Source organism: Mesorhizobium sp. M1322, from assembly GCF_040318085.1.
Taxonomy (GTDB): Bacteria; Pseudomonadota; Alphaproteobacteria; order Rhizobiales; family Rhizobiaceae; genus Mesorhizobium.
In genome coordinates this window covers 1-13,594 of record NZ_JAMYLP010000037.1, presented here as the reverse complement: position 1 = coordinate 13,594, position 13,594 = coordinate 1, and the positions used below count along the sequence as shown (strand labels likewise).

Below are 13,594 nucleotides of genomic sequence, written 5' to 3'. Positions count from 1 at the left end.
CGGCTCGTCCCTTGCTTCCATTTCCTGGGTGCCCTGAACGCCATGCCGAACAAGCCGACATGTTCGATCCTCGCCGCGCCGATCATTGCCGCGACACTCGGCATCAGCCTGACCGCCTGCAAGATCCTGCCGACACCGTCCGGGGAAAACGGCGGCAATGCCCCGGCCTTCAATGCGGACAAAATGGTCGGGGATATCTGGGCTGCCAAGGTGGTACCCTATCTCCAGCAGAAAGCCGGACCATTTCCCGAGGTTCACGCCCTGGCGAAAACCGATCCAGCGGCTGCCGGTGCCAAGTACGGCAATCCGAAGAAGCAGGCGAATTCGCCATGGACCTTCGCGGTTCGCCTCGAAGGTAAGGTGGTCACGGCGAATACGCAGTCTCGCGCGGCGACGATGGATGTCGATGCCGACGGTGACGGCAAGGCGGATGCGCGGGTGCAGATCGGACCCGCGGTGCGTGGCACCGCGCTGCGCGACAGCCTCGACTTCATCCAGTTCAACGACTTCACCAACCAGATCGACTTCGCCCAGTTCGGCAAGGCGTTCAACATCTATGCCGACAGGACAGTGCTTTCCAAGCTGCCGCGCGAAGCGCTGGAGGGCCGGAGCGTTAGGATTGTCGGCGCCTATGTCATGGGCAGCGGCCAGGACCTGCCGCTGGTGACGCCGGCGGAGGCAGAGATCGGGCCAAAGCCATGACTGCCGCCATCGATCATGATGTCATCCTGAAGCTGGAAGACGTCTCGAAGGTCTATTCGGGCACCGTCGCGGTCAAGCGCGCAAATTTCGAGGTGCGCAAGGGCGCGGTCAACGTGCTGGTCGGCGAAAACGGCGCCGGCAAATCGACGCTGATGAAGATCATCGCCGGCGTCGAACAGCCGACGCTCGGCCGCATTCTCCTGGAGGGCGAAGAGGTTTCCTTCTCGTCATCCGGCGACGCAGTGAACCGCGGCATCGGCATGGTGTTTCAGGAGCTGAACCTGTTCGGCAACCTGACGGTCGCCGAAAACATTTTCGCCACCCGCGAGATCACCAACCGGTTCCGCAAGATCGACAGCCGAGAACAGGAGCGCCGTGCGGCGGAATTCCTCGAGCGCCTGGAAGCCGGCATCCGGCCCGACATGCTGGTCGAGGACCTGCGCATCGGCCAGCAGCAGCTGGTCGAGATCGCCAAGGCGGTTTCGCTCGATGCGCGCATCCTGATCATGGACGAACCGACCTCGGCGCTGAGTGCAGCGGAAGTCGAGATCCTGTTCAAGGTCATCGCCGACCTCAAGGCGCGCGGCGTTGCAATCGTCTACATCTCGCATCGGCTCGAGGAACTGATCCGCATCGGCGACTACATCACCGTGCTGCGTGACGGGCGCATCACCGGCCAAGAGAAGATGAAAAACGTCGACACGCAATGGATCGTGCGACAGATGATCGGCTCGGACGCCAAGGACTTCGCCAAGGCCGATGGCCATGTTCCAGGCGAAGAGATCTTCCGCGCCGAGGACATATGCCTGCCGCGCGTGACCGGCGGGCTTGCCGTCGATCACGTCTCGCTGTCGCTGCGTGCCGGCGAGATCCTCGGCATCTATGGGCTGATGGGTGCCGGACGCAGCGAGCTGTTCGACTGCATCATGGGACGCCACGGCCATGCTACTGGAGCGATCTTCATCGCCGGCAAAAAAGTGAAAGAACGAGATACGACGCGGCGCATCCGGCGCGGACTGGCGCTGATCCCCGAGGACCGCCAGCGCGAAGGGCTGGTGTCGATCCTCTCCGTCGCCAGCAATCTGACGCTGGCCAGCCTGTCGCGGTTTGTGCGCCTGTTCCATATCAGCGGCGCCAAGGAAAACCAGGCGGTGACGCAGATGGTGCGGGAACTGGCGATCAAAGTCGCCAATCCGGCACAGGAAGTCTCGTCGCTGTCGGGCGGCAACCAGCAGAAGGTGGTGATCGGCAAGGCGCTGCTCACCGGGCCCAAGGTACTGCTAATGGACGAACCGAGCCGCGGCATCGACGTCGGCGCCAAGGCCGACGTCTTCCGCACCATGCGCAAACTGTCCCGCGACGGACTGGGCATACTGTTCGCCACCTCCGATCTCGACGAGGTGATGGCGCTATCCGACCGGATCGCGGTGATGAGCAATGGAAAACTGACCGGCATGTTCGATCGCGCCGAGGCGACGGAGGCGGCACTCGTCGCCGCATCGGCGCTTGGCCACGGACCGGTCCCGCACACGGAGAACACCGCCCATGACTGACATCCCGGCCAAGGCTTCTGTTGCCTCCGCCTCGAACGGCTCCGTCCTGCTGACGCTGATGAAGGCGAGGACGTTCATCGCGCTGATCGCCGTCCTGATCTTCTTCTCGATCGCGGCACCCAATTTCCTGTCGGCGGCCAATCTGATCCTGATGTCGAAGCACGTGGCGCTGAATGCGTTCCTGGCCATGGGCATGACCTTCGTCATCATCACCGGAGGCATCGACCTGTCTGTCGGCTCGATCGTCGGCCTGTGCGGCATGGTCGCCGGCTATCTCGTGCTCAACGGCATCGACCTGCAGGTCGGCTACACGATCTATTTCAACGTCTTCGAGATCGCCCTGATCACGCTGGCGGTCGGCATATTGATCGGCGCCGTCAACGGATTGCTGATCACCAGGCTGAATGTCGCGCCCTTCATCGCCACGCTCGGCGTGCTCTATGTCGCGCGCGGCCTGGCGCTGCTGTCGTCCGATGGCCGCACTTTCCCGAACCTCGTCGGCAAACCCGATCTGGGCACCACCGGATTCGGCTTCCTCGGCGCCGGCCGGCTGCTCGGCCTGCCGGTCTCGATATGGATCTTGGTCGTCGTTGCACTGGGAGCGGCCTATCTCGCCAAATACACCCCGCTCGGCCGTCACATCTTCGCCGTCGGCGGCAACGAGCGGGCGGCGCGGATTTCGGGCGTCCGGGTCAACATGGTGAAGATGTTCGTCTACATGTTCTCCGGCCTCTGCGCGGCGATCGTCGGCCTGATCATCTCGTCCGAACTGATGGCCTCGCATCCGGCGACCGGCGAAAGCTTCGAGCTCAACGCCATCGCCGCGGCGGTGCTCGGCGGCACCTCGATGTCGGGTGGCCGCGGCACGATCGGCGGCACCATTGTCGGTGCCTTCGTCATCGGCATTCTCTCCGATGGGCTGGTCATGATGGGCGTAAGTTCGTTCTGGCAGATGGTGATCAAGGGCCTCGTCATCATCGTCGCCGTCGTCGTCGACCAAGCGCAGCGCCGGCTACAGAGCCGCGTGACGCTGATGCAGATGGCAAAGGCGGGCTGAGCGTGGCGGAACTGCGTGGAGCGCTGATCGGCTGCGGCTTCTTTGCCGTCAACCAGATGCACGCCTGGCGCGACATCGCCGATGTCTCGATCGTCGCCATCTGCGACCGCGATCCGGAACGGCTCAAAGTGGTCGGCGACCAGTTTGGCATTGCGCGGCGCTATACCGACGCGGCAGCACTTTTTGCTGGCGAAAGCCTGGATTTCGTCGATATCGCCACCACGGCGCCGAGCCACTGTCCGCTGGTCGAGATGGCAGCACAAAATCGCGTTCCGGCAATCTGCCAGAAGCCGTTCGCGCCGTCGCTTGCCGACGCCAAGGCCATGGTTAAGGCATGCACCGACGCCGGCGTGCCGCTGATGGTGCATGAGAATTTTCGCTGGCAGTCGCCAATCCAGGCGGTGCGCGCCGTGCTCGACAGCGGTGACATCGGCACCCCGTTCTTCGGGCGGATCTCGTTCCGCTCGGCCTATGACGTGTTTTCCGGCCAGCCCTATCTGGCGACGGGAAAGCGCTTCATCATCGAGGACCTCGGCATCCATAGTCTCGACATTGCCCGCTTTCTGCTGGGCGACGTTTCGACGATCACGACACGAACCGCTCGCATTAATCCTGAGATTGCCGGCGAGGACGTCGCAACCATGCTGATGGACCACAAGAGCGGCGCAACGTCTGTGGTCGATTGCAGCTATGCGACGAAGCTCGCGACTGAGCCGTTTCCGCAGACGCTGGTCGAGATCGACGGCAGCGACGGCACGATCCGGCTCGAGCAGGATTACCGCCTCACCGTCACCGGCAGGAACGGAACGGTGGTTAGCGACGTCTCGCCGCCGCTGCTGCCCTGGGCATCGCGGCCGTGGCACAACATCCAGGAAAGCGTCGTCGCCATCCAAAAGCACTGGGTCGGCTGCCTGGCGAGCAAAACCGAGCCGGCAACCTCGGGCGCCGACAATCTCAAGACTTTGGCGCTGGTCGAGGCCGCCTATGCGGGGGCTGCGAGCCGTGAGCCGGTGCAGCTCGACGCTTTGCTGAGATGACCGCCGACGCCTTCCTCCTCTATGGCACGCGAGCGGTCGAGGCCGAGCCGGTCAGGCTGCGCGCCGGCGCGCTCACCGCCAACTTCGTCAACGGCAATCTGCGCACCATCCGCCATGGCGGCATCGAAGTGCTGCGCGCCATCGCCTATATCGTCAGGGATCGCGACTGGGGCACCTACGAGCCGGCTCTCACGAATTTGACTATCGGCCAGGGCGCCGACACTTTCTCGGTCAGCTATTCGGCAAGTTGTGTCGGACCGCGGGGAAGCCGACTCGACTTTCGCGCGACGATCGAGGCTTCCGCCGACGGCCAGCTGGTTTTCGACGTGAGCACGCGTCCCGAAGACGATTTCGAGACCAATCGCTGCGGTTTCTGCATCCTGCATCCGATCGCCGGCCTGGCCGGCAGCCCGGTCACGGTCGAGCACACCGACGGCAGCGTGGTGGAAACAAAGCTTCCCGACCTGATCGACCCGTGGCAGCCTTTCAAGGACCTGCGGGCGATCACCCATGGGGTTCGGCCCGGCGTCGCCGCCGAATGCCGGATGGAAGGCGACGTGTTCGAGATGGAGGACCAGCGCAACTGGTCGGACGCGTCCTACAAGACCTATGTCCGGCCGCTCGCGCTGCCATGGCCCTATGTGCTGCCTGCCGGCGAGACGCTGCGCCAGACGATCAGTCTGCGTGTGACCGGCGCCGGAAAGGCGCCGGCTGCCGCAACCGCCGAACCAATCCGCGTCGAGCTCGGCGAAGTCGGACCGCTGCTGCCGGATATCGGCGTCATCATCTACCCGGATGAGGTCGGGACGGCGCTTGCGAACCTGCCAGCACTGTCCGCGCTTGGCCCGCAACAGCTGATGTTCCACTACGATCCGACGCGCGGCCACAGCCTCGACGCCTTGCAGTCCTACGCCAGGCTCGCCGCAGCCTGCCCGGCCAAGACGACGCTTGAATGCGTCGTTTCCTGCGTTGGCGATCTCGACGCGGAGCTTTCAGGCGTCGCCGATATGGTGCGACAGGCCGGGCTGAAACTCTCGGCCATCGCCGTTTCGCCTTCGGTCGACCGGCAATCGACGCCGCCGGGCAGCGCATGGCCTGAATGTCCGCCGCTCGAAGACGTCTATTCTGCCGCTCGCCGCGCCTTTCCCGACATCCGCCTCGGCGGCGGCATGTTCAGCTATTTCACCGAACTCAACCGCAAGCGCGTTCCCGCCGACCTGCTCGATTTCGTCACCCACTGTACGTGTCCGATCGTGCACGCCGCCGACGATCTCAGCGTCATGCAATCGTTGGAGGCGTTGCCTTTCATCACCCAATCGGTACGGGCGATCTTCGGGCCAAAGCCCTACCGGATCGGCCCGTCGACCATCGCCATGCGGCAGAACCCCTATGGCGGTACGACCAAGGCCAATCCGCACGGTCAGCGCATCGCCATGGCCGACCGGGATCCTCGCCATGCCGGCATGTTCGCGGCAGCATGGACGATCGGCTATGCCGCGCGCGTCGCGCCGGCCGGGCTGGAGATGCTCACGCTGTCCAGCTTCACCGGACCGTTCGGCGTGCTGGCGGCATGCGGGGAACCCGTCGGCGAAGGTGAACCCCGGCCGATTTTCGAGGCTATCAAGGGGCTTTGCGAACTGGCCGGCTTCAGGCACATAGCGGCGAGGACTAGCGATGAGACGCGGGTGCTCACGCTGGCCGGCCGTTCTCCCGCGGGCCAGACCGTCATGTGGCTGGCGAATCTGACGGCGAGCGAAGTGACGGTTGATGTTTCCGGGTTCGACCGACGCCACCTTGTGATGCCGCCCTACGCGATCACCCGGATCGGGTGAAATCAGTTGCCGGAATTCATCACGTAGAGCGCGCGCGAGCGCTCGAGGTGCTTGATCATCGCCTTCTCAGCGCCGTCCGCATCCTTCTGCTCGATGCGCCCGATGATCTCTTCGTGCTCGGTCAGCGTGAAGTTTTCCTTGCCTGTCCAGATCAGCATCTCGGTGTGATATTCCTTCAGCCAGCCAAGCATCGCTTCGCTGACCGCGACATAGATCGGGTTGCCGGATATTGCCGCGATCTGGGTATGAAACTTCATGTCCGCGGATATGAAGGCTTCGGAATCGCCGCGAAAGCTCCGCTGTTCGGCAACGGTTGCCCGCAGCCGCTGCACGTCCTCGGCGGTGGCTTTTTCTGCGGCTTCCCTGACCATGCCGCGCTCGAAGAAGATGCGCGCGTTCTTGAGGTGCTCCAGCGTGTCCTTCGACAACGACAGGATGATCTTGGCCGCGCCGTCGACCTGCTTGATGATCGACTTGGCGGTCAGCTGCAGCACTTTCGCCCGCTCGCCATGCGAGATGGCGACGAGGCCCATATTGCTCAGCGCCTGCATCGCCTCGCGGATCGCCGGCCTGCCGACCTCGAAGCGCTCCATCAGCTCACGTTCCGACGGCATGTCGTCGCCCGGCTGCAATTCGCCGCTGGTGATCAGGCGCTTCAGTCTCAAAAATACTTCGTCGGAAAGTTTGCGCCGGACGATCGGCTCCGAACGGTTCATCGTCGCGAATCACTCCTTTGATCGCTGTCTATTTAGCATTGTCGCCACGATTCCCAGAATGCCTGCGCGAGCAGGATATCGCTTGCAATACTCATGTACTCATTATACCAGATTTCAAAGATCGGGAACTTTTTTCGCGCTATGATTACCGTCACCTATCGCATCGAGACCTCGGCGAGCATCGAGGCGCTGGCGACCAAGATCGCCAGCGACCAGTCGACAGGAACCTTCGTCGCGCTGGCCGGCGAGACCGAAGAGCTCAAGGCCCGGGTCGCTGCACGCGTCCTGGCGATACGGCATCTGCCGGACGCCGATCGCCCGTCCCTTCCCGAAGCCGGTGACGGGCCCTTCAAGCGCGCGGATGTCGACATCGCGTTTCCGCTCGATGCCGTTGGCACCGACCTTTCGGCGTTGATGACCATCGCCGTCGGCGGCGCCTATTCGATCAAGGGCCTGTCCGGCATTCGCGTCGTCGACATGAAGCTGCCGGACGAATACCGAGGCGCGCACCCTGGCCCGCAATTCGGCGTTGCCGGCAGTCGCCGGCTGACCGGCGTGGAGGACCGCCCGATCATCGGGACGATCGTCAAGCCGGCGCTTGGATTGCGCCCGCACGAGACCGCCGCAATGGTGGGTGAGCTGATCGCCGCCGGCGTCGATTTCATCAAGGACGACGAGAAGCTGATGAGCCCGGCCTATTCGCCGCTGTCGGAACGGGTGAAGGCAATCATGCCGCTGGTCCTCGACCATGAGCAGAAGACCGGCAAGAAGGTGATGTATGCCTTTGGCATCTCGCATGCCGATCCTGACGAGATGATGCGCAACCACGATCTGGTGGCGAAGGCCGGCGGCAATTGCGCGGTGGTCAACATCAACTCCGTCGGCTTCGGCGGCATGGCTTACCTGAGAAAGCGCTCCAGTCTGGTGCTGCACGCCCACCGCAACGGCTGGGACATTCTCACCCGCCATCCCGGCCTCGGCATGGATTTCAAGGTCTGGCAGCAGTTCTGGCGGCTGCTCGGCGTCGATCAATTCCAGATCAACGGCATCGCCTCGAAATACTGGGAGCCGGACTGGTCCTTCATCGAGTCCTTCAAGGCGGTGACCACGCCGATCTTCTCGCCGGATGATTGCGCGCTGCCGGTCGCCGGCTCCGGCCAATGGGGCGGACAGGCCCCCGAAACCTTTGAGCGAACCGGCCGGACGGTCGATCTTCTCTATCTCTGCGGCGGCGGCATCGTCAGCCATCCGGACGGGCCGGGTGCCGGCGTGCGCGCCGTGCAGCAAGCCTGGCAGGCGGCGGTCGATGGCATCCCGCTGGCGAAGTTTGCCCTGACCCATGCCGAATTGGCGCGGTCGATCGAGAAATTCGGCGACGGCAAAGCGGCCTGACGCCATGCAAAACCTGCTTCTCAGCTACTATGGCGACGACCTCACCGGCTCGACCGACGTCATGGAGGCGCTCGAGCTCGGCGGTGTGGCGACCGTGCTGTTCATACGCCAGCCGGACGAGGCCCTGCTTTCGCAGTTCAGGCATTGCCGTGCCATCGGCCTGGCCGGCACCAGCCGCAGCGAGACGCCGCAGTGGATGGACACGCATCTGCGCAACGCCTTCGCCTGGCTGAAGACTTTGAATGCCGAGATCTGCCACTACAAGGTCTGCTCGACCTTCGATTCCAGTCCAATGATCGGCAGCATCGGCCGGGCAATCGAGATCGGCCGCTCGGTTTTCAGCCAAGACAGCGTGCCGCTGGTGGTCGGCGCGCCGCAGCTCAAGCGCTACACCGCCTTCGGCCATCTGTTTGCGGCCTACCGCGAAAAATTTTTCCGTATCGATCGCCATCCCGTGATGAGCCGCCACCCGATCACACCGATGGATGAATCCGATTTGCTGATCCATCTGTCGCGGCAGACAGACCTCACCTCAGGGCTGGTCGATCTCGCGACGCTGCAGTCGGCGTTCCACTCGGAAGCGTTCGATCGCTTGCTCGCCGACGGCATCAACATCGTGCTTTTGGATGTCGACAGCCTGGAAACTCAGGCGCTTGCCGGCAAGGAGATATGGCGCGTTCGCACGCCGGGCGGCATTTTCGTCGTCGGCTCTTCGGGTATCGAATATGCGCTGCTGGCCGAATGGACGTCCAACGGGACTGTCCGTGCCGAGCCCAGTTTTTTGCCACCGGGTGCGGCCGACCGGATCGCGGTGGTTTCGGGCAGTTGCTCGCCGACCACCGAGCGGCAGATCCGGCATGCTTTGACGGACGGGTTCGACGGGATCGAGGTGGATCCTGTCGAACTGGTCTCGGAGGCCTCTGGTGAAGCGATTGCGCGAGCGATTGCGGCCGGCTGCGCCAGTCTTGAAGCCGGTCGCAGTGTCGTCCTCTACACCGCCCTTGGTCCCGCAGCCGACCGCGGCGCCGAAATCGACCGGCAGGAAGGCGCCCGCCACAAGCTTGGCCGCGGCCTCGGCGAACTTCTTCGCGAACTGACGATCGAGCAGAAATTACAGCGCGTGATCATCGCCGGCGGCGATACGTCGAGCCACGCACTCGGCCAGATGGGGGTCGATGCGCTGACGGTGCGGATGCCGCTGCCCGCCTCGCCAGGCTCGCCGCTTTGCGTCGCCCACTCGCGCGTCAAGGCAATCGATGGACTGGAGGTTGCGCTCAAGGGCGGGCAGGTCGGAACCGATCGCTATTTCTGCGCCATCCGCGATGGGCTCGGCGGTTGACAGGATCGCGCTGCCCTTCCATACAAACGCCGTCAATGTTCTCAGGGCGGGGTGAAAGTCCCCACCGGCGGTAAGGGCACTTTAAGTTGCGCATGATCCTTTCCGAAAACCGATTCCGGTTTTCGGGGTCATGCGCTAGGCCCAAGCCCGCGAGCGCTTTCCGGTTGGCCGGAAGGGTCAGCAGATCCGGTGTGATTCCGGAGCCGACGGTCACAGTCCGGATGAAAGAGAACGAACGGAAGACGGTCCGCTTTCGTGGTTCGGACTCCGTATCGTGCGTCCTGATTCTGGATCGAAACGGAAGGATGGACCCATGAATCAGCATTCCCAGAAAGACTATGAAACGATCCGCGTTGCCGTCATTCGCGCGCGCTGGCACGCCGATATCGTCGACCAGTGCGTTGAAGCGTTCGGGGCGGAACTGGCGGCTCTCGGAGAGAAACGCTTTGCCGTCGATGTCTTCGATGTGCCGGGCGCCTATGAGATTCCCCTGCATGCAAAGACGATTGCCGAGACCGGTCGCTATGCAGCAATCCTCGGCGCGGCGTTTGTCGTCAATGGCGGCATCTATCGGCATGAATTCGTGGCGGGCGCTGTCATCGACGGCATGATGAACGTGCAACTGTCCACCGGCGTGCCGGTGCTTTCGGCGGTGCTCACCCCGCACAACTACCATGACGGCGCGGACCACCACCGCTTCTTCTTCGAACACTTCCAGGTCAAGGGCAAAGAGGCAGCCAATGCCTGCGTGCAGATCCTGGCCGCGCGGGAACGTATCGCCGCTGAAATGTCCGTCCCCGGGTAGAAATCCCGGTAACACGCTGTACTATCTGCGAAAATACGGAACTCGGGAGGACGCAGGTGCAGACCAAGAAGATCATCAATGACGGCAACCGCACTGTCGACGAAATGCTGGAAGGCATTCTTGCCGCGCACCCCCGCCATCTCCAAAGCGCGGCGGGCAGCCCACACTCGATTATCGCCCGCGATGGACCTCGCCAGGGTAAGGTCGGCCTCGTCATCGGCGGTGGCTCCGGCCACGAGCCGACATTCCTCGGCTTCGTCGGCAAGGGGCTGGCCGACGCGGCCGCGATCGGCAATGTCTTCGCCTCGCCGCCGCCGGACCCGATCCTCGAATGCGCCAAGGCGGCCAGCGGCGGCGCCGGCGTGCTGTTCATGTATGGCAACTATGCCGGCGACGTGATGAATTTCGACATGGCCGCCGAGATGGCGGCGATGGATGACATCGAGGTGCGCACCGTGCTGACCACCGACGACGTGGCATCAGCGCCGCGTGACCAACGGCAAAGGCGGCGCGGTGTTGCCGGCAATTTCTTCATCTTCAAGGCCGCCGGTGCCGCCTGCGACCGGATGCTGTCATTCGATGAATGCGAGCGCATCGCCCGGAAGGCCAACGATCACACCTTCACCATGGGGGTGGCGCTGTCGCCCTGTTCGCTGCCGCAGACCCGCCGGCCGAATTTCGAGATCGGACCGGACGAGATGGAGATCGGCATGGGCATTCATGGCGAGCCGGGCATCGCGCGCGGAAAACTGAAAACAGCCGACGAGATCACCGACGAGATGCTGGACAAGATCTTCGACGAGATGGCGCCGGCACGCGGCGACAAGGTCGCCGTGCTCGTCAATTCGCTCGGCTCGACGCCGCTGATGGAACTCTACATCATGAACCGGCGCGTCAAGCAGAGGCTCAACGATATCAGCGTTTCCATCCATGCGACCTGGGTCGGCAATTACTGCACTTCGCTGGAGATGGCTGGCGCCTCGGTGACGCTGATGCATCTCGACGGCGAATTGCAGACGATGCTCGACCATCCTTGCGATTGCGCCATGTTCCGCGCCGGCTGAGAGCAGACCATGACAGCGATAGACACGGCTCGCCTGAAGACGATGTTCGATGAAATCGCGGTGGCGATCGAGGCCGACAAGGACCGGCTATGCCAGCTCGACGGCGTCATCGGCGACGCCGATCATGGCATCGCCATGGGGCTCGGCTTTGGCGCGGTGCGCGATGCACTCGCTTCGCTGGACCTCGCGGCGACCGAGCCGACAGCTCTCCTCAACACCGCAGCCAAATCGTTCCTCAACGCTGTCGGCGCCTCGTCGGGCCCGCTCTATGCGACGGCCTTCATGCGTGGTGCGGCTGCCGTCAAGGGCAAGGCGACTTTGGCGGGTGCCGACTTCATCGCCCTGTTCCAGGCGATGGCGCGAGGCATCCAGGATCGCGGCAAGGCCGAGATCGGTGAAAAGACGATGGTCGACGCCTGGCTGCCTGCGGCGCAAGCCGCCGCCGCTGCGCATGCTTCCGGCAAGACCTTATCCGAAAGCCTCGCGGCCGCCCTTGAAGCAGCCGAACAGGGCGCCGAGGCGACCAAGAACATGATCGCCGCGAAGGGCCGCTCATCGCGGCTCGGCGAACGATCGCTCGGGCACATGGACCCCGGCTCCGCGTCGGCGGTTACCATCATCGGCGCGATGCGAAAAAGCTTGGCTTAAGCGCATGGCATCAATGCGACGCGCTTAAGCCCCTGTTTTATACATGTCGTTATCCCAAAACCGCTGCGCACTTTTGGGCGACATGCATTAGCCCAGCTTCGCCGCATCGAGCCTGTCGATCGCCTGGACATTGCCGGCCGACGGTCCCTTTTCGTCGAACTCCGATGCGAGCCAGGCGTCGACGATCGACTTGGCCAGTTCCGGGCCGATGACGCGGGCGCCCATGGTGATGATCTGGGCGTTGTTGGATTTCGCCGCGCGCTCCGCCGAATAGGTGTCATGGGTGAGTGCCGCTCGAATGCCGGGCACCTTGTTGGCCGAGATGGAAACGCCGATGCCGGTGCCGCAAAACAGGATGCCGCGATCGTTCTCGCCGTCGAGGATGGTCTGGGCGAGCTTCTGCGACAGGTCGGCATAGTAGCCCGCCTGGCTGAGGTCGCTGACGGCAAGGCCGGGCTTGGTGGCGAGATGCGCGGCAATAACGTCGAGCAACGGCTTGCCGGCACTGTCGGCTCCAATGGCAATTTTCATTTTTTCTGTCCTTTCCTGTTCGATTGATTCAGATCGCCGCCGAGGCGCGTTGAAGGATGTCGATGTAACCATCCGCCTGCCAGGCGGAGCGGCCGATGAACAGCCCATCGATATTCGGCTGGCCGATCAGTTCGGCGGCATTTTGCGGATTGACGCTGCCGCCATAAAGCACCGGTGGTGTGGACGGCAGAAGATCGCCGGCGATCTTCTTGATCAGCGCCTGCTGCCTGTCGGCATAGTCGGCACTTGCCGGAATGCCCTTGTCGCCGATCGCCCAGACCGGCTCGTAAGCAAACAGGATTGTCGCCGCCTTTGCCTCGCCTTCGAGGAATTGCAACGCGCCTTGCACCTGCAAGGCCAGCACCGCATCGGCCTGGCCGCTGTTGCGTTGCGCCAATGTCTCGCCGACGCAGATGAGCGGCACCAACCCGTGCTTCACCGCCGCTGCGGTCTTGAGGCCGACCGTATTGTCGGTCTCGCCGAAATGCTCGCGCCGTTCGCTATGACCGAGCTCGACGAGGTCGAGCCCACAATCCGTCAGCATCATCGGCGAGATCTCGCCGGTCCAGGCGCCGGCGTCGGCCCAATGCATGTTCTGGGCACCGACCTTGACCCGCGTCGTCGCCAACGCCTTCTTGACCTCGCGGACCGCCGTAAAGGGTGGGATGACGAAGGGCCGGATGCGGTCGTCGAAACCGGGAACGAATCCCGCCAGCGCCTTGGCGAAATCAGTGGCCTCTGCAAGCGTCTTGTTCATTTTCCAGCTTGTGCCGACCCAGTAAACCATGCGTCCTCCTCCTAGAGCCTGTTCCATCCCGCGTAGCGCAGGGCTGTCCGGGGAAAGTTATTCATATATGAAGGCCATCTGATTGGGAGAGGCTCGGTCTTTTGGTCGGCTTGGATTGACCGGTGGCGGCT

13 protein-coding genes and 1 riboswitch are annotated in these 13,594 nt (G+C 63.4%); of the genes, 10 read left to right on the top strand and 3 right to left on the bottom strand.

All coding sequences use genetic code 11. From position 1 onward, the window contains the following. Window positions 1-42: 42 nt before the first annotated feature. The 5 genes from NKH12_RS15750 to apnL are packed head-to-tail and all read left to right on the top strand — an operon-like array spanning window position 43 to window position 6,181. Window positions 43-702: a DUF2291 family protein gene (locus tag NKH12_RS15750; RefSeq protein WP_352953976.1), complete on the top strand. Its 660-nt coding sequence runs from the start codon at window positions 43-45 to the stop codon at window positions 700-702. Further along, window positions 699-2,255 (top strand): sugar ABC transporter ATP-binding protein, encoded by a 1,557-nt coding sequence (locus tag NKH12_RS15745; RefSeq protein WP_352953975.1) that lies wholly within the window; start codon window positions 699-701, stop codon window positions 2,253-2,255. Before NKH12_RS15750 ends, NKH12_RS15745 begins: the two co-directional genes overlap by 4 nt. Then, the gene (locus tag NKH12_RS15740) at window positions 2,248-3,312 is read left to right on the top strand and encodes an ABC transporter permease (RefSeq protein WP_352953974.1); all 1,065 of its coding nucleotides are present in this window, start codon (window positions 2,248-2,250) and stop codon (window positions 3,310-3,312) included. Before NKH12_RS15745 ends, NKH12_RS15740 begins: the two co-directional genes overlap by 8 nt. Before the next feature lie 2 nt (window positions 3,313-3,314). Continuing rightward, entirely contained in the window at window positions 3,315-4,349 is a 1,035-nt protein-coding gene (locus tag NKH12_RS15735) for a Gfo/Idh/MocA family protein (RefSeq protein WP_352953973.1), read from the top strand. Further along, window positions 4,346-6,181 carry a D-apionate lactonase gene (gene apnL / locus NKH12_RS15730; RefSeq protein WP_352953972.1) on the top strand — a complete coding sequence of 612 codons (1,836 nt, stop codon included), beginning with the start codon at window positions 4,346-4,348 and terminating at the stop codon, window positions 6,179-6,181. Before NKH12_RS15735 ends, apnL begins: the two co-directional genes overlap by 4 nt. A gap of 2 nt (window positions 6,182-6,183) precedes the next feature. On the opposite strand, the gene NKH12_RS15725 is transcribed toward apnL, so the two are convergent. After that, a complete protein-coding gene (locus NKH12_RS15725) occupies window positions 6,184-6,897 on the bottom strand; it encodes a transcriptional regulator NanR (RefSeq protein ID WP_352953971.1) in 714 nt (237 codons plus the stop codon). 141 nt (window positions 6,898-7,038) lie between these two features. On the opposite strand from NKH12_RS15725, the gene oiaX reads away from it, so the two are divergent. The 5 genes from oiaX (at window position 7,039) to dhaL (ending at window position 12,145) form a co-directional block, all read left to right on the top strand. Next, the gene (gene oiaX / locus NKH12_RS15720; RefSeq protein WP_352953970.1) at window positions 7,039-8,289 is read left to right on the top strand and encodes a 3-oxo-isoapionate-4-phosphate decarboxylase OiaX; all 1,251 of its coding nucleotides are present in this window, start codon (window positions 7,039-7,041) and stop codon (window positions 8,287-8,289) included. A gap of 4 nt (window positions 8,290-8,293) precedes the next feature. Continuing rightward, on the top strand, window positions 8,294-9,628 hold the full coding sequence (locus NKH12_RS15715; protein ID WP_352953969.1) for a four-carbon acid sugar kinase family protein: 1,335 nt from the start codon (window positions 8,294-8,296) through the stop codon (window positions 9,626-9,628). Window positions 9,629-9,661: 33 nt separating this feature from the next. Further along, window positions 9,662-9,865, top strand: a riboswitch (FMN riboswitch). A gap of 76 nt (window positions 9,866-9,941) precedes the next feature. Next, on the top strand, window positions 9,942-10,433 hold the full coding sequence (locus NKH12_RS15710) for a 6,7-dimethyl-8-ribityllumazine synthase (RefSeq protein ID WP_352953968.1): 492 nt from the start codon (window positions 9,942-9,944) through the stop codon (window positions 10,431-10,433). Window positions 10,434-10,489: 56 nt separating this feature from the next. After that, window positions 10,490-11,497, top strand: coding sequence for a dihydroxyacetone kinase subunit DhaK (locus NKH12_RS15705; RefSeq protein WP_352953967.1), 1,008 nt, complete (start codon window positions 10,490-10,492; stop codon window positions 11,495-11,497). A 9-nt stretch (window positions 11,498-11,506) separates the two neighbouring features. Next, a complete protein-coding gene (gene dhaL / locus NKH12_RS15700; RefSeq protein WP_352953966.1) occupies window positions 11,507-12,145 on the top strand; it encodes a dihydroxyacetone kinase subunit DhaL in 639 nt (212 codons plus the stop codon). A gap of 87 nt (window positions 12,146-12,232) precedes the next feature. On the opposite strand, the gene derI is transcribed toward dhaL, so the two are convergent. Both derI and NKH12_RS15690 read right to left on the bottom strand, forming a co-directional pair. Continuing rightward, entirely contained in the window at window positions 12,233-12,676 is a 444-nt protein-coding gene (derI, locus tag NKH12_RS15695) for a D-erythrulose-4-phosphate isomerase (RefSeq protein ID WP_095483850.1), read from the bottom strand. Window positions 12,677-12,704: 28 nt separating this feature from the next. Then, window positions 12,705-13,463, bottom strand: a complete 759-nt coding sequence (locus NKH12_RS15690) for a triose-phosphate isomerase (protein ID WP_352953965.1) — start codon at window positions 13,461-13,463, stop codon at window positions 12,705-12,707. Window positions 13,464-13,594: the final 131 nt, after the last annotated feature.

What these genes read in the sequence shown, in the direction of transcription:
- NKH12_RS15750 (WP_352953976.1), top strand. Translation starts at nt 43, where the DNA reads ATGCCGAACAAGCCGACATGTTCGATCCTCGCCGCGCCGATCATTGCC.
- NKH12_RS15745 (WP_352953975.1), top strand. Translation starts at nt 699, where the DNA reads ATGACTGCCGCCATCGATCATGATGTCATCCTGAAGCTGGAAGACGTC.
- NKH12_RS15740 (WP_352953974.1), top strand. Translation starts at nt 2,248, where the DNA reads ATGACTGACATCCCGGCCAAGGCTTCTGTTGCCTCCGCCTCGAACGGC.
- apnL (WP_352953972.1), top strand. Translation starts at nt 4,346, where the DNA reads ATGACCGCCGACGCCTTCCTCCTCTATGGCACGCGAGCGGTCGAGGCC.
- NKH12_RS15725 (WP_352953971.1), bottom strand. Translation starts at nt 6,897, where the DNA reads ATGAACCGTTCGGAGCCGATCGTCCGGCGCAAACTTTCCGACGAAGTA.
- oiaX (WP_352953970.1), top strand. Translation starts at nt 7,039, where the DNA reads ATGATTACCGTCACCTATCGCATCGAGACCTCGGCGAGCATCGAGGCG.
- NKH12_RS15715 (WP_352953969.1), top strand. Translation starts at nt 8,294, where the DNA reads ATGCAAAACCTGCTTCTCAGCTACTATGGCGACGACCTCACCGGCTCG.
- NKH12_RS15710 (WP_352953968.1), top strand. Translation starts at nt 9,942, where the DNA reads ATGAATCAGCATTCCCAGAAAGACTATGAAACGATCCGCGTTGCCGTC.
- dhaL (WP_352953966.1), top strand. Translation starts at nt 11,507, where the DNA reads ATGACAGCGATAGACACGGCTCGCCTGAAGACGATGTTCGATGAAATC.
- derI (WP_095483850.1), bottom strand. Translation starts at nt 12,676, where the DNA reads ATGAAAATTGCCATTGGAGCCGACAGTGCCGGCAAGCCGTTGCTCGAC.
- NKH12_RS15690 (WP_352953965.1), bottom strand. Translation starts at nt 13,463, where the DNA reads ATGGTTTACTGGGTCGGCACAAGCTGGAAAATGAACAAGACGCTTGCA.